The following is a 21790-nucleotide window of genomic DNA, read 5'->3' on the forward strand; positions in this document are numbered from 1 at the left end:
CGGTTCTTATCCCATCAAGAGCACCGACTGTGAGACCCGACCCGCTATCCAATCGCGATATTCCAAAGCTCCCTGTTCAAGGGTGATCAAGTTATCCAAGCCTATTGAATGGATAGGGCAGGCCGTAGCGTTCGCGCATCGTTTTTTCCTCGTAAGCTGTTCTGTAGACACCACGGTCCTGCAGGATAGGAATGACGTTGGTGACGAATTCCTCGATATCGTCGGGTGCGCGTGGCGGCTGCAACGTGTAGCCATCCACTGTCCCATCGGCCCAGAGATCTATGATGGCGTCGGCAACCTCTTCCGGTGTGCCGAGTACCAGGCGATGGTGGCCTTCGGAACGCCGTACCGCCTGGCGTGTGGTGAGTTGCTCGTGGGACAGAAGGTCCGATAGACCGAGCCCCATGCCGACGGCCTGGATACGGTTTGGATCGGGGATAAAACGTTCCGGATCGAGAACGGCATCCGGATCGAAACCATCGGGATTGATGCCGTTATCCTTGATGAAGCGGGAAATCAGCCCATCCTCGGACCCGGTACCGCTAAAGAGTTCATGCTTGCGCAGGGCTTCCTCGCGGTTCTTTCCCAGAATGGCCACCAGACCAGGGACAATCCGGATTGCGGAAGGGTCGCGGCCTAAAGCGATGGCCCGATCCCTCACCTTTCTGCCAAAAGCCTGGCCAGCCGGTCGGGAGAGAATATTGCAGTAGATGATCTCGCCATGGCGGGCTGCGAGATCGATGCCGCCCTCGGAAGCGCCCGCTTGAGCGATCACTGGATGTCCCTGCGGCCCGACGGGCACGTTCAGCGGACCTTGCACGGTAAAATAATCGCCGGAATGATCGATCGCATGCGCGCTTGCCGCGTCCCAGAAGCGATTTTCGGGGATATCACCTTCGCGTGCCGGATCCCAGCTCGACCACAGCCGCTTGGCGACATCGAGGAATTCGGACGCCTTTGCATAGCGTTCGCTGCGCGGCGGCAAGGGTTCGGCGCCGAAATTTGCGGCGACATTCGGATTGAAGGAGGACACGATGTTGATGATCATGCGCCCACCCGAAATGATATCAGCGGACTGTGTGCGTCTGGCAAGATTATAGGGCGAATTGTAGGTGGATGACATAGTGGCGACAAAGCCGATATCAGGCACTTGCGCCGCCAGCGCGGTGCACAGGATCAGCGGGTCGATCGTATGGAAGGGGCGTCCGTTCGGATCGGTCATCAAGGCGGGGTGGTCGGAGAAGAAGACGGCATCGAACAGCCCTTTATGTGCAAGCTCCGTCAGTCTGCGGTAGTAGTCGGGATTGTTGATGTCGTGGCGGTCGCCGGTGCGGTAGCGCCAGGCATTGGCAAGATAACCTGTCGTGTTGATGCCGACATTGAGATGGAGCTGACGTTTGGTGGCGGTCATGCGGATGCGCCTTTTGTTCTGTGAGGGCGATGCACGCTAGTTTGCACAATCAATTCCCCATAGTATTTATAGACTAATATTGAGCAGCTCCGGAAAAATTGTTTCTATCGATCGCAAGCCGAGTGGGAGCTTGCATCATTCTGTGCTGCAAATGGGCGATTTTCCGGGTGCGGGAAGGATTGCTTTCGCAGCGCGCTAGAAAAACTGACTTTGGATCTCTCGGTTTCGTAACGATCATTTTCGCGATGGGTCATCTGGCCTTTAACGCCAATTTCGGAGCGCGCAAATGTCGATCAATCGCCGTCACTTCAACCAATTGCTGCTCTTAGGTGGCGCAGGTCTTGCCTTGGGAGGCATTCCGTCAGGGGCAAGCGCCGCGGAAACGCCGGTGAGCGGCGGCACCCTGAACTGGGCCTATTACCCCGATCCGACGGCGCTGATCGCGATCAACACCTCCTCTGGCACAGGACAGGCGATCGGACCGAAGATTAACGAGGGATTGCTCGATTTCGATTACGATCTCAATCCGAAGCCACTTCTGGCGACGTCATGGTCGGCAAGCGACGATGGTCTGCGCTACACCTTCGCGCTTCGCAAGGGCGTTAAGTGGCACGATGGCAAGGACTTCACCTCCGAGGATGTCAAGTTCACCATCTTTCGCCTGAAGGAAGCACATCCGCGCGGGCGCATCACCTTTCAGAATGTGACGTCGGTCGAAACGCCCGATCCGCTGACGGCCGTTATCGTTCTGTCCAAGCCGGCTCCCTATCTGATCTCCGCGCTCGGCAGTTCGGAATCGCCGATCGTGCCGAAGCATGTCTACGAGACCTTCAAGCCGACCGAGCAGCCAACCCTCGCCCAGACGATCGGCACCGGTCCCTTCATCCTCAAGGAATGGGTGCCTGGCAGCCATCTGATCTTCGACCGTAACCCGAATTATTGGGACGCTCCGAAACCCTATCTCGACCGCGTCGTCCTGCGCGTCATCCTCGATCCGGCGGCAAGGGCCGCGGCTCTGGAGACGGGAGAAATCGATATCGGCGCGAATCCCGTGCCGCTATCCGATATCGAGCGCCTGAAGTCCAATGCGAACCTCGTCGTCGATACCACGACCTATGCCTATTCCGGGCCGCAGCAGCAGCTGTTCTTCAATTATGAAAACGAGATTCTCAAGAAGAAGGATGTGCGGCTGGCGATCGCCCATGCGATCGACCTACAGAAGCTCGTGGACATCGCCCTATTCGGTTATGCGCAGGTCTCACCGAGCCCGATCAGCACAGCCTTGCCGAAATGGTATGATCCGAGCATCAAGGCGCGCGTGCCCGATCCCAAGCTTGCCAACAAGCTGCTCGACGATGCCGGCTATCCGCGCAGTGCCAACGGCACGCGATTCAAGCTGCGGCTTGCCTATAATTCCTTTCTCCAGCCCTCCTATGCCGACTTCATCAAGCAGTCGCTGGCCGCGGTCGGCATTGATGCCGAGATCCTCAAGCTCGATCTCGCCAACTTCCTGAAGACGGTCTACACGGATCGCGCTTGGGATCGCTATAGTCTACACCGTAATTTTCCCGATTCCATTGGGTCATTTCCAGAGATTGGTACAGGGCAACCGCAACGGATAGGGCAAGCAAAACGAGATTACGAAGCGTATAGCCTTCACGAAAGGCGGCAAAGCGTGCAATAGCAAATTGCGCCGGTGTCCGTCCTTCGGCTGAGTAGGCGATGACGAAACCGCTTATCACGAAGAACATTTGCACGACGAGATATCCGTATTTCAACACTGGTATCCAGCCTGGAAGGGCCATCTCGGTAAGACCAAGTGTTTTGCCTCGGAACCCGAAATGAAAGAGCGCCACCGCAAGTGCTGCCAGGAACCTGAGCTCATCGAGTACGCCGATCCGCTCGCCGGGAGTGACATGCTGCACCTGCGTCATAGCGATGTCCAAGTCATTCAGCGAGCCTCGCAGTAAATACAACCCTAAGCTTCATCCGCTTTACACTCAACCGAAAGTCGGAACAAGAAGCTCGCTATCCAAGAGCGTCAATGCATGACGTCCGAGAGCATAGTTTTCGTCTTGGACAAATGCCGCCTGCATGGACTCCGCAGGCGGCACTTTCCAGGCTCGACTTGGATCTGCGTGAGAACCTCAGACGGATTTTTGGTCGAGAAACGCCACAACCTCTTCGTTGAACGCCTGCGCAAACTCGATATTGGAGAAGTGCACGGAAGGAAAGGTTTTCAGCCTCGCTCCGGGGATCGTGCTGGCGATTGCTTCCCCCATGGCATGCGATGTTACGGTGTCGAACTCGCCGGCGATCACGAGCGTCGGGCTCTGGATGAGGGCGCTGGTGCGGCGCATGTCGGCGTCGCGTACGGCGGCAAACAGGCCGGCAAGGCCCTGGCGCGATATGCCCAGTAACATCTCCCGGAACCGGCGAACGACTGGCCCGTTCGCCGCGATCATCGCCTTCGGAAACCAGTTGCCGAGGAAGGTCTCGGCGGCGTCCCTCATGTCCGGCGCGGCAAGCGTTGCCGCGATCGACCTGTCGAAGTTTTCCGCCGGGCCGAGGTAGGAAGAGGTATTGCTGAGGATCAGGCGGTCGATCCGTTCCGGTGCGTGGATGGCAAGCCATTGGCCCACCCAGCCGCCCAGTGACAGGCCGAGAAAATGCGCTCTCTCGATCCCGAGCCAGTCCATCAATTCCAGCACGTCGCGGCCGAGCCGCCCGTCCGAGTAAGCGCCGGCTGGCACGTCCGAACCGCCATGACCGCGGTAATCATAGCGGATGACCCGAAAGTGCTCGGCGAATTCGGGAATCTGGAGGTCCCACATATGCAGGGTTGTCGCGATGGAATTGGCAAGGATAAGTGCCGGGCGGTCGTCCCGCCCATCGATCCTGTAGGCGATCCGAACGCCATCGCCGGTGGTGAAGAATGACAAGGCGGCCGGCTCTTCGGGATTGAGCGTGGCGAGTTCTGCGGAATGAATCGTCATCGATATGGTCCTTCTCTTGCGGTTGGCGCCTGCCGCATTGCCGCGGACTCTGGTTCCGGAAAGTGGGGGCGCGGGTCGAGAACGGTTGGACGCTAATTCGCCCTTTCTTCGGAAAAAATTGAAAAGATTGGAAAGACATTGTAAATAAAATCTACAATGCAGCCATTCACACTTCAGGAAATCCAAAGCTTCGACGCGGTGGTCCGCGAGGGCGGCTTTCAAGCCGCAGCCTCCGCGTTGAATCGATCGCATACGGCCGTGTTTGCGGCGATCGCCAAGCTCGAGGCCAATCTCGGTGTCGCCCTCCTCGATCGCAGCGGCTATCGCGTCGGTCTCACAGAAGCCGGTCGCTCCTTTCATCGCAAGGCGCAGGCCCTGCTCGGCGAAATGGAAGAGCTGAAGGTACATGCCCATCAGCTCACAATGGGAGAGGAGACGCATCTTCGCGTGATCCTTGGCGACACCTACCCATTGCACGATGGCCTGCAATTGCTCAGCGGCTTCTTCACCGGCTGTCCGAACACGCGGCTCGATTTGCATTTCGAGACGATCGGCGGTCCATCCGAGCGGCTTTTCGAAGACGAAGCCGACCTGATCCTCCATTGGATCGACAAATCCGATCCGCGCCTCGAATGGATCGAGCTTGGCACGAGTTCCTTCGTGCCGGTGGTTGCTCCGGCCTTCCTGCCATTCGCACCCTCGCGATTGATCACTCCCGAACAAATGCGTGGGTTGACCCAATGCATCATCCGAGACACGGCGCGCGGTATTGCAAAGCCCAGTTTCTACCTGGTCGAGGGTGCGCCGCAATGCACGGTTGCCGATCACGCGATGAAGAAAGAGATCGTCCTTCGCGGCATGGCCTGGGGGCATTTGCCCCGTTTCATGATCGAGGAGGAGTTGCGTGACGGGCGGTTAATCTCCATTGCGGGACAGCATTTCCCGGGCATGGATATAGACCTTGTGGCAGCACGCCGCCGCGACCGACCGCACGGACCCGTCGCCAATCGGCTTTGGGATTACATCCAAACGCATCCCCGATTTGCGGATAAAGCGCTTTCCGCCTAGTGGTGCCGCCTAGGACCGCGGGTTCCAATTCCATCGACTGCAAATTATCCCTTCGCCATGATCAGCGGCCGAAATACGCCAGTGATAATGGGCCTCGACTTCATCGCCGACATGGGCAGAATGAGCAGGAAGGGTCTTCAATCGAAAGATTTACGGCCGGCCTATTGCAAGGCTAGGGCAGCATTGAATGGGATCCATTGGGTATTTTACCGGAGATGAAACATGTTCACTCACGTCATGATCGGCAGCAACGATTTGGAACGAGCCAGAAGCTTCTACGACGCCACGTTCGCTGCATTGGGAGGCAATCCCGGCGAGATGGATGATCGAGGAAGGCTGGTCTATATCCACGAGGGTGGTCGACTGATGATCACGAAACCGATCGATGGCAAGCCCGCGACCGCGGCTAACGGCGGGACTATCGGTATAGCCGCCGCAAGCCCCGACCATGTTCTTGCGTGGCATGCCGCCGGTACCGCGCATGGCGGCATGGCGATCGAGAGCCCGCCTACGGAGCGTCCAAACGGGTCATTCGTCGCCTATCTTCGCGATCCTGACGGAAATAAACTGACCGCTCGGACTCAGCCGACAAGATGAAATAGGCGTCAATCGGTGCGTGGTGGACAGCTGTGGGAATGTCGTTTCTCTTGGCGGCATATTCGAGCACTGCTGGACGATCAAACGACGCGACCCTAAAAGAGGTCAAGCCGGTCTTTGAAGGGAGGAAGCATGAAACGCATTGAGATGAAGGTGAGCGGCGGCTGCCAGTGTGGTGCCGTGCGCTATCACGCAAGCGCCATGCTTGATAATTCGCATCTCTGCCACTGTCGTATGTGCCAGAAAGCCTCCGGCAATATCTTTGCCGCGCTCGTCGCCGCGCCCGATGATGCGCTCACCTGGACGCGCGGCAAGCCGAGCGTCTGGAAGAGTTCCGAGCTTGTCGAGCGTGGCTTCTGTGCCAATTGCGGTACGCCATTGTTCTTCCATCACCTCGAAAACGGCCGCACCAACCTGATGATCGGTTCGCTGGACGATCCGCACGCCTTCCCGCCGCATGCCAATACCTGCACCGAGAACATGGTTAGATGGTTCAATACGATCACGAGTATAGAAAATACCGGTGCGACCGAAAATAACGGCGCCGATTGGGCTGCGGCGATCAAGACGAGCAACAATCAGCACCCCGACCACGACACCACCTCATGGGCGGTAAGGGAGCCCGACGACTGAGCTCTATTCAGACGGCTGCCCATTACTTTCTGCCGTTAGGGACAGGCAGGAAACATGGTGCCATATCGGCATGCGGAAGCCTGCGATACACTATTGCCTGTTCCGCATCGCCATGAAGGCCTAGCCTATGCAGCGAAATTGCCCCTTTTCGCTGACACAATGCTCAGCGTTTACCGATCGACGGACTGAACACCATGAGGCTCAGGATCTCGAAGAGCACTTGAGCTCCAGCATGGGCCGTGTTGGTCGTCGCGTCATATTGGGGAGCAACCTCGACGACGTCGCCACCGACCAGATTGATGCCTTTCAGCCCGCGTATTAGCTCAAGGACCTCACGTGTAGTTAATCCGCCGACTTCCGGTGTACCCGTGCCGGGGGCAAAACTGGGATCGAGGCTATCGATGTCGAAGGAGAGATAGGTCGGGCCATCACCGACGACGGATTTGGCTTTGGCGACGATAGCAGCAATTCCCATCGTGCTTAGGTCTTCCGCATGGATTGCCGTCATTCCCGACTTATACGAGAATTCCCACAAATATTCCGCCGAACCACGGATACCGATCTGGATCGTCCTTGTGGGATCGAGCACGCCATCCAGCACGGCGTTGCGAAACGGTCCGCCGTGATGAAACTTCGTCTGATCGAAGGCACCGCTGGTGTCGCAGTGCGCATCGATATGGATGAGGCCCACCGGTTCCTTCCGGCCGACAGCCTTCAAGATCGGATGCGTGATGGAGTGGTCACCCCCGACCGAGAGGGGCACGACACCGGCATCGACAATCTGGCCGATCCGCTTTTCGATGTCATCGTGACTGAGCTCCAACCGGTAGCGGCTTTGAAACGGCACGTCGCCAATGTCGGCGACGCGAAGATCGAAGATCGGCGCCGTTCCCAGAACGTGGTTGTAAGGGCCGATCCTCTCAATGGCGCGAAGGGCACGCGGCCCGAAGCGGGAGCCGGGGCGATTGGTGACGCCGAGATCCATCGGAATTCCCGTTATGGCGACCTGGAGATTGCCGAAATCGGGCTCGTCGGCTGCGACCTGCATGTAGGGCGCGCTGAGGAAAGTCGGCACACCGGCATATGGTGCCAGTCTCGTGCCGCTCTTGGAGATGATCTTCTCCGCGACTTTGCGAAACTTCTCATCGAATATCTCGCCGCCTTTGCTATCTGCAAATTCCGCGCGCAGCTCTTCGAGCCGCATCTTGTCCCACACCATGCGCATGCGTCTCCACTTGAGATCCGTATCACTCAACAAAGAGGTTGAGAAAGTAATTGGTATCGTTGTAGCAATCGGTATCAAAGAGAAATCGATATGACCGCTGCAAAATCCAATTCGCTCGTTGCCCGCCTCTCCCCTCCACCCATTCCTTCCGTCGTTGCCTGGGGTCGCGAATACAAGGGATTGAAGGGACCACTCATCGATCTGTCCCAGGCCGTGCCGGGCTATCCCGCACATCCTGAAATGCTGCGCCTTCTCGGCGAGACGGCTGTACAACAGGCGATGACGGGATACGGGCCGATCGAGGGCGAGCCTTTGTTGCGGCACGCCTATGCCGCGCATGTCGCGGAACTCTACGGCGCCGACATCTCTGCCGGCAATATCCATATCACGGCCGGCTGTAATCAGGCGTTCATGTGCACGGCGATTGCGCTTGCAGGCACAGGCGATACCGTAGCGCTCACCAATCCTTTCTATTTCAATCACGACACGACGCTGTCGATGCTAGGGATCGGGCGGTTGCTGGTCGACTGCGATCCTGCAACCGGCTTTCTTCCCGATCTCGGCTCTGCCGAAGCGGCACTTGCAGCCGGCGCGAAGATGCTTGCCGTCGTTACGCCCAACAATCCTACCGGAGCAGTCTATCCGCCCGAGCTGCTTCACGAGCTTTTCAGGCTGTGCCGAAAATATGCCGCCTGGTTGGTCGTTGATGAAACCTATCGCGATTTTCTCGCCGAAGGTTACGGCCGGCCGCACGCCCTGCTGTCGGAGCCGGGCTGGGAGGATACGCTCGTTCTCCTCTACAGCTTTTCGAAATCTTTCTGCATTCCCGGTCATCGCTTGGGTGCAATCACGGCGGGACCCAAGCTCATCGCGGAGATCGCGAAGGTCATGGACAATATGCAGATCTGCGCCCCGCGTTCGGCTCAGGTCGCCGTCGCATCAGCTCTGCCTGTCCTGGCCGATTGGCGGGCCGGCAATCGGCTGGAAATCGCGCGCCGCGCCGATGCCTTGAGACTGGCGTTTTCCGGGCTGGCGGGCTGGGAGATTAAAGCGATCGGCGCCTATTTCGCCTTCGTTCGCCATCCTTTCGAGGATCGATCGTCGTCCGCGGTTGCCGAAGAACTTGCGAGCGAACGCGGTGTCGTCTGCATACCCGGCGCATATTTCGGGGAGGGGCAGGAGCGGTACCTTAGATTTGCCTTTGCCAATGTCGATATTGCTTCGATCAGGTTATTGCCGGATCGGCTACGCTAGAGCGTGATGCCGAAAAGTGTAGGCGGTTTTCGGACGACATCACGCTCTACTTCTTTGATTCTAGAGCGGATTCAGATTTTAGGTCGACTCGACCTAAAATCATCCGGCTCTAGACAGCGCTCATTAATAGCGGCCGGAAGGTCACGATAGCCGCCTTGCCAGTAGAGCAGTGGTCCGATGCCTTGCCGGATTTCCATCGCATGGATATGCCCGATCAGAATGGCATGGGAGTGATGATGGAATGCGGTTTCGAGCTTGCAATCGAGGACCGTCAGGGCATTTTCAAGTGCGGCAGCGCCTGTCCTGAGGCTATACCACCCGGCACCCGCGTAGCGATCGACGCCCTTGCGTCCGTCGATACCTGAAAAGGATTGCGCGACGTGCTGCTGATCGGCCGCAAGCACGTTGACGCAAAAACAGCCGTACCGCTGCAATGCAGGCCAGGAAGAAGAGGCCCTGTTGACGCTGACGATAACGGAAGGCGGATCCGCCGAAAATGAGGAAACCGATGTCGCGGTGAAGCCGGTGCGGTCTCGGCCGTCGCCTATCGTGATCACGCTGACCGCACCGGCCAGATGACGCATCGATAGCCTGAATTCCGCATTGCTGATCAGAGCCTCGTCGATCATCGGAGCGGCCCTCAATTCTTGGCAAAGCGGTTTGCCGGCGTGGAAATGCCGAGGTTTTCGCGAAGGGTCCGGCCCTCATATTCCTCGCGGAACAGCCCGCGGCGGCGAAGCTCCGGCAGGACGAGCCGCACGAAATCGTCGAGGCTGGATGGTAAGGTCGGAAACATCAGGATAAAGCCATCGGCGGCGCGTGTTTCGAACCATTCCTCCATGTAGTCGGCGATTTGGGTCGGCGTGCCCGTTATACCATTCCCAGTGTGTTTCTCGGCATAGTGCCGGATCAGTTCGCCGACCGTGTGGCCGCTCTTGACGAAATCGACCAGCTCATCGAACAGGGCGCGCGACCCCTTCGGAGCCGCCGGCAGCCGCTCCATCGGAAAAGGCGCATCGAGAGCCACCCCACGCAGGTCCGCCTCCAGGAATTCGGAGAGCATCAACCGCCCGACATCGGGATGCATCTTGTCGATCAGATAGTCGACTTTTGCCTTCGCCTCGGCTTCGGTTTCGCCGACGTTCATGACGATGCCGGGCATGATTTTCAGGTCTTCCCGATCACGGCCATAGGCCGCCATCCGGCTTTTGACGTTCTCATAGAAGGACCGGTTCCGCTCGATGTTCGATGCGAGGCTGAAGACGATCTCGGCCGTGCGTGCCGCCATATCCATTCCGGGTTCGGAACCGCCCGCCTGGGCGATGACAGGACGGCCTTGCGGCGTTCGCGCGATATTAAGGGGGCCGCGAACCTGAAAGTGCTTGCCCTTGTGATTGAGCGTGTGGTGCTTGTCCTTGTCATAGTAGACGCCGGATTCGCGATCGAGAAGGAGTGCGCCTTCCTCGAAACTGTCCCAAAGGCCGAAGACGACGTCGACGAACTCGTTGCCGCGCTCATAGCGCAGCGCGTGGGGATCCAGCCCCTCGCGATTGAAGTTGTAGCCGGTTTCGTCATGGTCTGACGTGACGACATTCCAGCAGGCGCGGCCCTTGCTCAGATGGTCGATCGAGGCAAACAGACGGGCTACGTTGTACGGTTCATAGTAGCTCGTCGAGACCGTTGCCACGAGTCCGAGATCGTTGGTAGTGACCGCCAGCGCCGAGAGCAGCGAGAGAGGTTCGAAGCGGTTCATCTTTGTGGGAATGCGGGCAAGCGCATTCGCATCGCCGGCGGCAGCTGCCGGAGAATCGGCCATGAACATGAAATCGAATTTGGCCGCCTCGGATCGTTTGGCCACATCGAGCAGATGTGCGAAGTCGTTGGCGCCGTTGACGTCGCTTGCCGGATGCAGCCAGGAGGCCGGATGAAAGCCGAACGTATAGACGAAAGTTCCGAGTTTCATCTTGTCGGTCCGCGCCATCGAACTCTCCCGTCATGTCGATCACGCCGTTCCGTTGACGGCGAATGCGCAAATTATCGCCAGGCGCAAAATTTCATCAATATCGCGCAGCTGAGTTCCGTTTTAGTTTTTCTAAAATGTTGGTGCGGGCGCCGATACCAGACCCTGCTGGCGGGAAATAGTGATAAGCCAATCGCGGAACTGGCGTCCGTGTGGTTTTTCCAAGGCCGCCCTATCCCAGGCGAGAAAGTAGCTTTCGCGCAAGGGAATGCGTATGTCGACGGGAATGACGAGCGTCTGCGCCTCGAGTTCATCCGCAATCATCGACATCTGCGCGAGAACCACGCCGCGCTTATTAACGGCAGCATCAATTGCGCTGCTCGATAGGGTGAAGGAGAGGCCGGCGGCGGTTTCTTTGAGCGCCGCTCCCGTCTTCGCGGCGAATTCAAGCCAACTTGGATAGGGCGTGAAATGCCTCTCCCATTCGACATGCAGGAGCGGATATTGAAGAAGTTGCGCCACAGAAGGGGCCTTGCCCTTGATCAAGGCTGGGGAGCAGGCCGGAACCACCCAATCGCGGAACAGCTCGCTATAGTGTTCATGCTGCAGTACGTCCGATCCATAGCTGATGCGGAAATCGATGTCGTCGAAGCCCATGCGCGGTTCCTTGTCGCGCCCGACGATCCGGATATGTGCGTTTGGATGAAGGGCCTGCCAATCGAAGATCCGGCGCCCGATCCATTTGTTGACGACGGAAGATAGCGCGCTGAGGACAAGGGCATTCTCGTTGCGCGCTCGTTCCAGGACCTGTTCGGCAAGTGCGAATTGTTCGAAACCCTTCGATATTTCGTGATGATAGAGCCGACCCCATTGGGTGAGTTCCACCGTCCGACCATTACGCTCGAGCAAGGTGACACCGAGAAAGCTCTCGATCTTGCGGATCTGCTGACTGATCGCTCCGGGCGAAACCTTCAGTTCCAATGCTGCGGCGTTCACGCTGCCGCAACGGCCGACGGCTTCGAAAGCCTGCAAGGCCTTGAGCGGAACTGCCCTGCTGATCCGCTTCTCGTTCAAGGGTCGTCTCCCTGCGACGGTTGATCGGTGACAGCTCTCTCATTCGGATAAAAGTCGCCGGCAAACTGGAAGCGATCGCCGGGATGGATGAACTCGACATAGGTGACCGTGCGACTGCTCTGCCATGTCTGACGGATGAGCGTCAGACAGGCTTCGCCGCGCTCGGTTTCGAGCAGGCGCGCCGTCGCGGCATCGGCCGAGACGGCACGAATAACATGCCGGGCCTTCGACCAGGGCACCATGTCCAGCAACCATTTGCCGGGTGGGACCGAGACGAAACTCTCGATTCTTGCTGATGGCACCAGATCCAGCATGATGATGCGTCGCTCCAGCGCATTCGCCTTGCCGTCGACCGCATGCAGGCAGTGGAGTCGCAGAATTTCCGCTCCTACGGTTTCGCCGAGCCGCATTGCTGTGGCAGGATCGAGCCTCTCGACTTTGCGCATCAGGATCGTGTGATTATGTGCGTGCCCCGCTAGTTCCGCTTCTGTGGAAATGTCTTGGATATCCATGACTGTGCGGTCGATCTGCCGCGAGGCGACGAAGGAGCCGAGCTTGCGGCGGCGTATGATCATGCCGCGCTCGGCCAGGGTCGAAAGCGCCTTGTTCACCGTCATCCGGGAGCAGCGATACTCTTTCAGTAGCTCATGCTCGACGGGTATTCGGTGCCCCGGCGGCCAGATGCCGCTCATGATCCTGCTTTCTATATCCTTCAGAATTCTCTGATGAATTGGGACCAATGCTCGCCTTGCTCCGGCAATAAATTCAGTGTCCGTGGAAACCGCTTCTGCCGGATATCTCGACATCGTGCGGCACAAATCTTGCGTCTATTGTGTTTTGCATTTGACAGTGTAGGCCAGTCTGTATCTATTTGTATAGACAAAAGCGGATCATAGAAATCCGCTTGACGGGACAAGGTTTGGGGAACATGGACCTTCCAACGGAAGGCCAAAAACTGGAGAGAAAAACATGAGGAAAAATTCGCTTCTGAAGGGGCTGGTGGGCGCCGCACTTTTGTTTGGTGCAACGATCTCGGCGCATGCGGCTGACACGCTAGCGGCTGTCAAGGCCGCCGGCACCCTGAAGGTCGGCACCGAGACGGCGTTCGCCCCATTCGATTTCATCGATGCAGGCAAACATGTCGGCTTGAACGTCGACCTCTTCGACGAGATCGGCAAGCAACTGGGTGTGAAGATCGAATGGGTCACCCTGCCATGGGATGGCGTTTTCCCGGCGCTTGAAGCCGGCAAGTTCGACGTCGTTGCCGGCCCGGCGACGATCACCAAGAAGCGCATGGAGCGCTATCGCTTCACGCCGCCTTTGGCCGAAGCAACCATCGCGATCCTAAAGAAGGCGGGTGACAAGACGATCAGCAAGCCGGAAGACATCGCCGGCAAGAAGATCGGCGTCGGCAAGGCGACGGCGCAGCTCGATCAGCTCAAGGAATTTTCTGACACCCTGCCGACGAAAGCCGATATCCGCGAATATCCGGCCTTTACCGAATCCTACGCTGATCTCGCGGCCGGCCGTATCGCCGGCGTCGCCAACTCGTTGCCGAATATCGCATTCGTCGCCAAACAGCGTGAAGGCACGTTCGAAGTCGTGCTGCCGCCCTTCGGCAAGAAGTCCTATTTCGGCTTCATCGGCCTGAAGGATGCCGATCACGCATCGCTGATGGACGCTATCGATGCAGCCATGTTGAAGATCAAGGCTGACGGCCGCATGGCGACGCTGCAGAAGAAGTGGTTCGGCGCAAGCTTCGACACGCCTGACGCCGTCAAGGACCCGGCATTCTGATCAGCCCTCCGAAATCGGCCGTGCCCGCTTTGTTGTCGGGCACGGCTGATGAGCGAGATCCCAGCTTCCTGGTCACCACGCGGGCGAATACTTAACAATGTCCATCGAGCTCTTTGGATTGCTTGTGCAGGCATCCATCTACACGGTGACGATCAGCTTTGTGTCGATCTTTATCGGTTTTGCAATTGCGATCCTGATTTCGGGAATGTTGCTGACGGGGCGTAGCCTTTTCGTGCGACCTGCCCAGTTTTTCATCAGCTTTTTTCGCGGCGTGCCGCTGCTGGTGCAGTTGCTGCTGATCTACAATCTGCTTCCGGCTATCGGCCTCAACGTGCCGAGCATCGTTGCCGCCATCATCGGCCTGTCGCTCTGCACGGCCGCCTACCAGGCAGAGAATCTGCGCGGCGGCTTTGCCAGCGTGCCGGTGGGCTTGGTGGAGTCGGCTGAGATGGTTGGCCTGACGCCGCGCCAGATCTTCCGCCGCATTAAGGTTCCGATCGCGCTGCGCCTGACCTTCCCAGCTCTTGTCAACGAGGCGATCCTTATTTTGAAGGCATCGTCGCTCGTCTCCGTTGTCGGCATCGTCGAACTTACCCGTATGGCCCAGGATCTTGCCGGCAGCACCTTTCTGCCACTGCAGATCTTTGCCTCAGCCGGCCTCATCTATCTGATGATCAATTGGGTGGTCGCGCTTGCCGGCGGCCTGATCGAAAGCAGATTGCCGGGGGTAGCGCGATGACCTTCGACATCAACGTCCTCATCGGCCAGTGGCCTGCTATCCTCAGCGGCGCCGGCGTCACGATCATGATCTGGATTATCGGCACCATTGCCGCAGCCGTTATCGGCTTCCTGATGGCGGTCGCCCGGCAATATGGCGGCGTGGTCATCGACAAGGTGCTGGGTGCCATCGTGGCGGTGCTGCGTGGCACGCCATTTCTTATCCAGATCTTCCTCGTCTATTACGGCGGCCCTTTCGTCGGCCTCGAGCTCGATCCCGTACCGGCAGGACTGATCGGCATTTCGATCTATGGCGCGGCCTATTTCAGCGAAATCTTCCGTTCCGGATTTCGGGCCGTGCCGAAAGGCCATATCGAGGCCGGCGAATGCGTCGGCTTGACGCGCGGGCAGATCATCAAGCGCATTCTCCTGCCGGAGATGACGATGCTGGTGCTGCCGCCCTGCGTGAACATGACCGTCATCCTGATGAAGGAGACAGCAGTCCTCTCCATCATCACGGTGCCGGAATTGACGGCGACGCTGAGCGCGATCGGATCGCAGCAATATGCCTTCGTCGAGGCGCTTTCAGCCCTGGCGCTCTTCTACTGGGTGCTCGTCGAAGTCACCGGCTGGCTTGGCAACCTTGCCGAAACGAAACTTTCCAGATTCAGGTTTTTCAACGCATGAGCGTCCCCGCTATCGAAGTCAGGAATCTCGTCAAGACATTCGGAGAGACCACGGTCCTTCACGGCATCGATCTTGCCATCGAGCCGGGGCAGGTCTCCTGCCTCATCGGTCCATCCGGTTCCGGCAAGAGCACACTTTTGCGCTGCATGGCTTTCCTTGAAGAGGCGACGCGCGGGACGATCTCCATCAACGGCGAAGTCCTTGGCTTTGCCGAGGATTCTCAGGGGCGCCGCGAACGTATCTCGGCAGCGACCAATCGCTCGATCCGCGCTCAGATCGGCATGGTGTTCCAGCAATTCAATCTTTGGCCACATATGACAGCGCTCGGCAATGTCAGCGAGGCATTGAAGACGGTTCACAAGATGAGCCGAAAGCAGGCCGAGGATGCGGCTATGGTGCAACTCGTCAAGGTCGGGCTCGAGGCTAGAGCAGGACACTATCCATCACAGCTTTCGGGTGGCCAGCAGCAACGCGTTGCGATCGCCCGCGCCCTCGCTTTGAAGCCGAAGATCATGCTGTTCGATGAGCCGACCTCTTCGCTCGATCCGGAACTGACCGGCGAGGTCTTGAACGTCATGCGCGACTTGGCCGCCGAGGGCATGACGATGGTGGTCGTTTCGCACGAAATAGGTTTCGCCGCGACCGTCGGCCAGCAGATCATCTTTCTCGATCATGGTAAGGTGCTGTTCAGCGGGCCGCCTCAGGAGGTCTTCAAGAAGCCGAGAAATCCTCGCCTCGAGCAATTCCTCGATACCTATCTCGACCGTGGTGCGTCGATGTTGCTCTGATGTCGATGTGCTGACCGGAGTGAGTGCAATCATCTTGTATGACGACACTCATTCGTCGGCGTTATCCCTTCGGCATCGGTGAATCCGCCCAGTACAAAGTATTTTACTGGTCTCCGAGGCTGCTTTGCTGCGAGCGAGGCAGCTCATGGCTGCCAATTGCCTGGGTTCTTGCGGTCAGGCCATGAAGAATGATCTGCGATACCCGTAGGAGGATCTTTCTCATCACGTATCTCCCTCACGCCGTGGTATTCGCGGCGCGAATGAAATTTCGCCAGCCGCCAAATTCGGTGATGTCTCTAGCGCCAGCTACGGCATGGCTCTCGCAGAGGAATCCGGAAACATGGCTGCCATCCTCAAGCAGGATCTTTCCGATCCCCAGCGGCGCAGGGATATTCTGGACGAAGTGGGCGAATGCAGCAGGCGGTAACGCCCATATCTCGATTTCGATACCGTTGCCGGCAAAGCTCGGGTCGCGCATTAATCCCGGCTTGGGTGGCACTGTTCCGGAAAGGGCGAAAAGCCGATAGCTGCCATCCGTCCGTCCCGTCGTCATCCTGTAGCCGCCTTTTCCGGTGAGCTCATGATTGAGCGGCATACCAGTCAGATGGGCGCCGACAACGACGATCGGAACCATATCAGCGGCTTCAGGTGTCACATGGCTTTTGTCCGGCAATGCCACCGTGCGGTCCTTGCCCATGCCGCTTTTCGCTGCTCGATGCATGGCATCAGCGAAAGGCGCCAACGCATCGTCGGTAAAGGCAGGCCCGACGAGCATCACACCGGCAGGCAGATGGCCGTCGGTATCGAAGCCTGCGGGTATGGCAATTGCCGCGCAATCAAGCAGATTGGCGAAATTGGTATAACGGCCGAAATGGCTGTTCCTGACAATCGGATCGGCCTGCATTTCCTCGACGGTATAGGTCGTGGGCGATGTCGGCAGCATCAGGAAATCGACCTTCTCCCACTCTACCTTCGTCTTTTGCCGCAAAGCCTCCAGCCTGTACCTGCCTTCGAAGGCCGCAACCGCGTCATACCCTTTCGCCCCTTCGATGATCGTTCTGACTGTCGGATCGAAATCGTCGGCATTGCTTGCAAGGAAGTCCTTTACCGCCGCGAGGCGCTCCGCAACCCAGGGGCCGTTGTAGAGCAGTTCGGCAGCCTGTCGGAAAGGGGTGTAGTCGAAAGGCACGATCTCCACGCCGAGCGATTTCGCCCTGTCGATGGCGGCATCGTAGAGGGCCTCGACTTGGCTATTGCCGTAGAACTCACGTTCGGCGCCTACGAGCACACCGACGCGTGGGCGCACCGATGGCAGGGTCGCTGGAGTCGCTTCCCGTGAGAACGGATCCCGTGCGTCATAGCCTTCCATGATCCGCCGGACGGCGATGCCGTCCCCAACGGTCGCGGCGAACACCGTGACGACGTCGACACTGCGGCAGGCCGGCACCACGCCGACATTGGGAACGAGACCTGGCGTCGGCTTGATGCCGACGAGATTGTTGAAAGCAGCCGGCACCCGGCCGGACCCTGCCGTATCGGTACCGAGTGAGAAGCTGGCAAGACCCGCCGCCACCGCAACCGCGGAGCCCGAACTGGAGCCGCCGGAAACATAGGCGCGATCGAAAACCGAGCGGGGCGCACCATGGGGCGAGCGCGTGCCGTTGAGGCCGGTTGCGAACTGGTCGAGATTGCTCTTGCCGATGACGATGGCGCCGGCAGCCTTCAAACGCGCAACCGCGGCAGCATCCTCCTCAGGATGATAGGCAAAGGCGGGGCAGGCGGCCGTCGTCGGCAGACCCGCAACATCGATATTGTCCTTAACCGCGAAGGGGATGCCCCAGAGCGGCAGGCTGTTGGGCTCGGGTGCCTTCGCCAGCAAATCCCGGACTGCCTTTCGCAAAGCCTCAGGAGATGCCAACGTGATGAATATTGCCGGATCGTCGGATGCCTTGCATCTCGCAACGATCTCGTCCACGAGATCGAGGGGCGATAGACCTGCTCCATAAGCCTCTTTCAATGAGGTTAGGTCGAGGATAGTAGGCGGCATCAGATTTCCTCCAGAATGACAAGCACGTCGCCGGCCTTGACGTTGCGCCCAGGTGCTGCGCGCAGGTTGCGGACGCGTCCCGCGGCATGGGCGGTGACATTGATTTCCATTTTCATCGACTCGATGATGGCCAAAGTATCGCCGGCTGCAACCGGCTGGCCTTCCTCGACAAGTATCTTCCAGACATTGCCGGGCACCGCGCTTTCGATGCCGAAGCAACCTTCCGGTATATCGCCGGCAAGGGCAGGGCCTGCCCCTTCGTCAACGGAAAAGCTGTCGAGCCCCAGCTCCTTCCAGCGTTGCCGTTCCGCCTCGAAGGCAGCCTGCTGACTGGACTTGAAGGCGCTGATTGCAGCGACCTCAGGTGCGAGGCCAGCCTCATAGGCAGCGTAGGAGAATTCCGTCTCCTCGATCTTGATCGTATAACCGCCGTGCGGGAAGGCCGCACGCGCTTCGTTGAGCTCCTCATGCGTGACGGGAAAGAAACGGATCTGATCGAAAAAATTGAGAAGCCACGGCTTGCCCTTGGCGAAGGCCGGCGTCTGCCGCCAGCTGTTCCAGACCTGGATCGTGCGGCCGAAGAGCTGGTAGCCGCCCGGTCCCTCCATGCCGTAGATGCACATATAGGCACCGCCGATGCCGACGGCGTTTTCCGGAGTCCAGGTGCGCGCCGGATTGTATTTCGTCGTTACCAGCCGATGTCGCGGATCGACCGGTGTTGCAACCGGCGCCCCGAGATAGACATCGCCAAGGCCGAGCACGAGATAGCTGGCATCAAAGACGATGTCGCGCACCGCCTGCTCATCGGGCAGGCCGTTGATGCGGCGGATGAACTCGATATTGGAAGGGCACCATGGCGCATTCGGGCGCACGAGCTCCTGATATTTGCGCATGGCAAGTTCAGCCTGCGGATCATTCCAGGAGAGTGGCAGATGCACGATGCGGCTTGGGACTTTTACTTCCTGCGCCGGCGGCAGTTTTGCCTCGATCTCCGTAAGCAGACCCAGCAGACGATTGCGCGTCAGCGTCGTCCCGTCATAATGGATCTGCAGCGAACGGATGCCTGGCGTCAGGTCGATGATCCCAGGCAGGCGGGCCTCGACGATTGCCTGCATCAGCAGATGCACGCGCAGGCGAAGCGCTATATCGAGCGTCATCGGTCCGTATTCAATGAGCAGGTTGTCATCGCCTTGCCGGCGATAGACGACAGGCACCGGGCCGTCCCGGTTCTGGCCGACGATTGCCGATCCGGTTTCCTCAGGCGTGCGGCGAACTGTCGGGCCGGCGATGGCGTCTTCACTGCGCGCCACCGCGTGAAAGCGGATTTTGTCGCCGGGCTTGAACTGGCCCATCTTCCATTGCTCGTCGCGCGCGATGACAGCCGGGCAGACGAAGCCGCCGAGGCTCGGCCCATCCGGGCCGAGAATGATCGGCATATCGCCGGTGAAATCGATCGCGCCGACCGCATAGGCGTTGTCGTGAAGATTGGAGGGGTGGAGGCCGGCCTCGCCGCCGTCGCTGCGCGCCCATTTGGGCGTAGGGCCGATCAGACGGACGCCGGTGCGGGCACTGTTGAAATGCACCTCGTATTCGGTCGAAAACAGCGTTTCGATGTCTTCGTCCAGAAAGAAATCCGGCGCGCCGTGCGGTCCGTAGACGACACCGACCTCCCAAGTGCGGGTGAGGGTGGCGGGCACGTCCGCCGGCTTGGCCTGAGGCTGAGGTGTGCGTGCCAGCCGCAACACATGGCCTGTCTGAAGCGTGCCGGTGGCATGGCCCCCGAAGCGGCCGAGGCCGAAGGTTGCCCTTGAGCCGAGCATGAGTGGCGCGGCAAAGCCGCCCGAAACGGCGATATAGGCACGCTGGCCCGGGCCTTCTATGGCGCCGATGGCAAGCGTCTGCCCCGCCTTGACGATGACGGCTTCATCATGCGGTAGCGGGACGCTGTCAAGGGTCATCGGCATGCGAGCGCCTGCAAGCGCGATCGTCACGTCGGAGAAGATCTTGAGCACCGGTCCTGAGACCGTCAGTTCCAGGGCCGCGGTCTCGTCGGCATTGCCGACAAGCCTATTCGCATGGCGGAACGAGCGCTCGTCCATCGGCCCGCTCGGCGGCACGCCGACATGCCAGAGCCCCAGCCTGCCGGGAAGCTCTTGGATGCTCGACTGCGCGCCGGGCGCCACCACCTCGATCACATCGGGCACGAAGGGAAAATCCTTGAGCGCCGTCGTCGCAACATTGCCACTGGCGAGCAGATCGGATCCTGCGATGGCCTTCAGATAGTCGAGATTGGTTTCGATGCCGGAGATAGAGCTTTGCGCAAGCGCAAGCTTCAGCTTCTCGATCGCGGCCGGCCGGTCTTCGGCTGCCACGATCACCTTGGCGAGCATGGGGTCGTAATAGGGTGTTACTTCCGTGCCGGTCTCGATCCAGCCGTCGACGCGCGTGCCTTCCGGGAAGATAACTTCGGTCAAAAGGCCGGCACTGGGGCGGAAGCCGGCATGCGGCATCTCCGCATAGATGCGCGCCTCGATCGCGGCACCCTTCGGCACAAGACGATCATTGCCTGTTATCACTTCTTCGCCGGCCGCCTGGCGGATCATCCACTCGACGAGATCGATGCCATAGACGGCCTCGGTGACCGGATGCTCGACCTGAAGCCTGGTATTGACCTCGAGGAAGTAGAATTCCTCGCGCGCGGGATCGTAGATGAATTCAACCGTGCCGGCGGACTGATAGTGGGCGGAAGTGCCGAGCGCGACCGCCGCGCCATGCAGGCGTTCGCGCACGGAAGCCGCAAGACCGGGCGCTGGCGTCTCCTCAATCACCTTCTGGTTCCGGCGCTGCAATGAACAGTCGCGTTCGCCAAGCGCGATCACGCGGCCCTTGCCGTCGCCGAAGATCTGGACCTCGACATGCCGCGCCCGCGCGACAAAGCGCTCCAGATAGACGCGGGCATCGCCGAAGCTTGCTTTTGCCGTACGTTGCACACTGTCGAAGGCAGCCTTCAGACTTGCGGCATCGTCGCAAAGCTGCATGCCGATGCCGCCCCCGCCGGCCGTCGATTTCAGCATGACCGGATAGCCGATTTCCGCCGCGGCCGCGAGTGCCGCTTCACTCGTTTCGACGAGGTCGCTCCCCGGAAGCAGCGGAACTCCGCTCGCACGCGCCAGTTCGCGCGCCGTGTGTTTGAGCCCGAAGGCGGCGATATTGTCCGGCGTCGGTCCGATGAAGACGATGCCTTCCTTTGCCAGTCGTTCGGCGAAGCCGATATTCTCCGACAGGAACCCGTAGCCCGGATGCACGGCCTCGGCACCGGTTGCCTTGCAGGCGGCTATAACGGCATCGACATTGAGATAGCTTTCCAAAGCGGGCGCCGGGCCGAGCCCGACGGCTTCGTCGGCCATCAGGGACGCTTTGGAGAAGCGGTCCGCATCGGAATAGACGGCGACGGAGGCAATGCCCAAGCGCCGCAATGTCCCGATGATCCGGACGGCGATCTCGCCGCGATTGGCGATCAGTATTTTCTTGAACAT

General features: G+C 59.2%; 18 protein-coding genes and 1 pseudogene. 9 read left to right on the plus strand and 10 right to left on the minus strand.

Annotated elements, in window-relative coordinates; genetic code table 11:
• Window positions 1-91 precede the first annotated feature (91 nt).
• Window positions 92-1411 carry an NtaA/DmoA family FMN-dependent monooxygenase gene (locus tag ACYJRZ_RS14130; RefSeq protein WP_459459695.1) on the minus strand — a complete coding sequence of 440 codons (1320 nt, stop codon included), beginning with the start codon at window positions 1409-1411 and terminating at the stop codon, window positions 92-94.
• A gap of 286 nt (window positions 1412-1697) precedes the next feature.
• Between ACYJRZ_RS14130 and ACYJRZ_RS14135 the strand changes: the two genes are divergently transcribed.
• Complete coding sequence (locus ACYJRZ_RS14135; protein ID WP_459459697.1) at window positions 1698-3095, plus strand: ABC transporter substrate-binding protein; 1398 nt, start codon at window positions 1698-1700, stop codon at window positions 3093-3095.
• On the opposite strand, the pseudogene ACYJRZ_RS14140 reads toward ACYJRZ_RS14135, so the two are convergent.
• Together ACYJRZ_RS14140 and ACYJRZ_RS14145 are read right to left on the minus strand one after the other, a co-directional pair.
• Window positions 3070-3345, minus strand: a pseudogene (locus ACYJRZ_RS14140) (acyltransferase family protein); the annotation flags it as partial. The gene ACYJRZ_RS14135 and the pseudogene ACYJRZ_RS14140 overlap by 26 nt on opposite strands.
• A gap of 213 nt (window positions 3346-3558) precedes the next feature.
• The gene (locus ACYJRZ_RS14145; RefSeq protein WP_459459699.1) at window positions 3559-4407 is read right to left on the minus strand and encodes an alpha/beta fold hydrolase; all 849 of its coding nucleotides are present in this window, start codon (window positions 4405-4407) and stop codon (window positions 3559-3561) included.
• A 156-nt stretch (window positions 4408-4563) separates the two neighbouring features.
• Here ACYJRZ_RS14145 and ACYJRZ_RS14150 point away from each other — a divergent pair, with 156 nt between their 5' ends.
• The 3 genes from ACYJRZ_RS14150 to ACYJRZ_RS14160 all read left to right on the plus strand — a co-directional run bounded on the left by ACYJRZ_RS14150 (window position 4564) and on the right by ACYJRZ_RS14160 (window position 6705).
• Window positions 4564-5475, plus strand: coding sequence for a LysR family transcriptional regulator (locus tag ACYJRZ_RS14150; protein WP_459459701.1), 912 nt, complete (start codon window positions 4564-4566; stop codon window positions 5473-5475).
• Between the two features lie 222 nt (window positions 5476-5697).
• Window positions 5698-6072: a VOC family protein gene (locus tag ACYJRZ_RS14155; protein WP_459459703.1), complete on the plus strand. Its 375-nt coding sequence runs from the start codon at window positions 5698-5700 to the stop codon at window positions 6070-6072.
• Between the two features lie 132 nt (window positions 6073-6204).
• Window positions 6205-6705: a GFA family protein gene (locus ACYJRZ_RS14160; protein ID WP_459459705.1), complete on the plus strand. Its 501-nt coding sequence runs from the start codon at window positions 6205-6207 to the stop codon at window positions 6703-6705.
• Window positions 6706-6868: 163 nt separating this feature from the next.
• Here the strand turns inward: ACYJRZ_RS14160 and speB are convergent, their stop codons facing one another.
• On the minus strand, window positions 6869-7924 hold the full coding sequence (gene speB / locus ACYJRZ_RS14165; RefSeq protein WP_459459707.1) for an agmatinase: 1056 nt from the start codon (window positions 7922-7924) through the stop codon (window positions 6869-6871).
• Between the two features lie 96 nt (window positions 7925-8020).
• Between speB and ACYJRZ_RS14170 the strand changes: the two genes are divergently transcribed.
• Window positions 8021-9184, plus strand: a complete 1164-nt coding sequence (locus ACYJRZ_RS14170; RefSeq protein ID WP_459459709.1) for an aminotransferase — start codon at window positions 8021-8023, stop codon at window positions 9182-9184.
• A 71-nt stretch (window positions 9185-9255) separates the two neighbouring features.
• Here ACYJRZ_RS14170 and ACYJRZ_RS14175 read toward each other — a convergent pair whose 3' ends face one another.
• The 4 genes from ACYJRZ_RS14175 to ACYJRZ_RS14190 all read right to left on the minus strand — a co-directional run bounded on the left by ACYJRZ_RS14175 (window position 9256) and on the right by ACYJRZ_RS14190 (window position 12958).
• Window positions 9256-9813, minus strand: a complete 558-nt coding sequence (locus ACYJRZ_RS14175) for a flavin reductase family protein (protein WP_459459711.1) — start codon at window positions 9811-9813, stop codon at window positions 9256-9258.
• Window positions 9814-9824: 11 nt separating this feature from the next.
• Entirely contained in the window at window positions 9825-11165 is a 1341-nt protein-coding gene (locus ACYJRZ_RS14180) for an LLM class flavin-dependent oxidoreductase (protein ID WP_459459713.1), read from the minus strand.
• A gap of 111 nt (window positions 11166-11276) precedes the next feature.
• Complete coding sequence (locus ACYJRZ_RS14185) at window positions 11277-12218, minus strand: LysR family transcriptional regulator (protein ID WP_459459715.1); 942 nt, start codon at window positions 12216-12218, stop codon at window positions 11277-11279.
• Window positions 12215-12958 carry a UTRA domain-containing protein gene (locus ACYJRZ_RS14190; protein ID WP_459459717.1) on the minus strand — a complete coding sequence of 248 codons (744 nt, stop codon included), beginning with the start codon at window positions 12956-12958 and terminating at the stop codon, window positions 12215-12217. Before ACYJRZ_RS14190 ends, ACYJRZ_RS14185 begins: the two co-directional genes overlap by 4 nt.
• Window positions 12959-13187: 229 nt before the next feature.
• On the opposite strand from ACYJRZ_RS14190, the gene ACYJRZ_RS14195 reads away from it, so the two are divergent.
• From ACYJRZ_RS14195 to ACYJRZ_RS14210, 4 genes are all read left to right on the plus strand, one after another.
• The gene (locus ACYJRZ_RS14195; RefSeq protein WP_459459719.1) at window positions 13188-14015 is read left to right on the plus strand and encodes a transporter substrate-binding domain-containing protein; all 828 of its coding nucleotides are present in this window, start codon (window positions 13188-13190) and stop codon (window positions 14013-14015) included.
• A gap of 97 nt (window positions 14016-14112) precedes the next feature.
• On the plus strand, window positions 14113-14754 hold the full coding sequence (locus ACYJRZ_RS14200) for an amino acid ABC transporter permease (RefSeq protein ID WP_459459721.1): 642 nt from the start codon (window positions 14113-14115) through the stop codon (window positions 14752-14754).
• A complete protein-coding gene (locus ACYJRZ_RS14205) occupies window positions 14751-15419 on the plus strand; it encodes an amino acid ABC transporter permease (protein WP_459459723.1) in 669 nt (222 codons plus the stop codon). The genes ACYJRZ_RS14200 and ACYJRZ_RS14205 overlap by 4 nt, the downstream gene beginning before the upstream one ends.
• Window positions 15416-16207, plus strand: coding sequence for an amino acid ABC transporter ATP-binding protein (locus ACYJRZ_RS14210; RefSeq protein WP_112335937.1), 792 nt, complete (start codon window positions 15416-15418; stop codon window positions 16205-16207). Before ACYJRZ_RS14205 ends, ACYJRZ_RS14210 begins: the two co-directional genes overlap by 4 nt.
• 235 nt (window positions 16208-16442) lie before the next feature.
• Here the strand turns inward: ACYJRZ_RS14210 and atzF are convergent, their stop codons facing one another.
• A complete protein-coding gene (gene atzF / locus ACYJRZ_RS14215; protein WP_459459726.1) occupies window positions 16443-18254 on the minus strand; it encodes an allophanate hydrolase in 1812 nt (603 codons plus the stop codon).
• Window positions 18254-21790: an urea carboxylase gene (uca, locus tag ACYJRZ_RS14220; protein ID WP_459459728.1), complete on the minus strand. Its 3537-nt coding sequence runs from the start codon at window positions 21788-21790 to the stop codon at window positions 18254-18256. The genes atzF and uca overlap by 1 nt, the downstream gene beginning before the upstream one ends.

The organism is Rhizobium sp. No.120 (genome assembly GCF_054558365.1).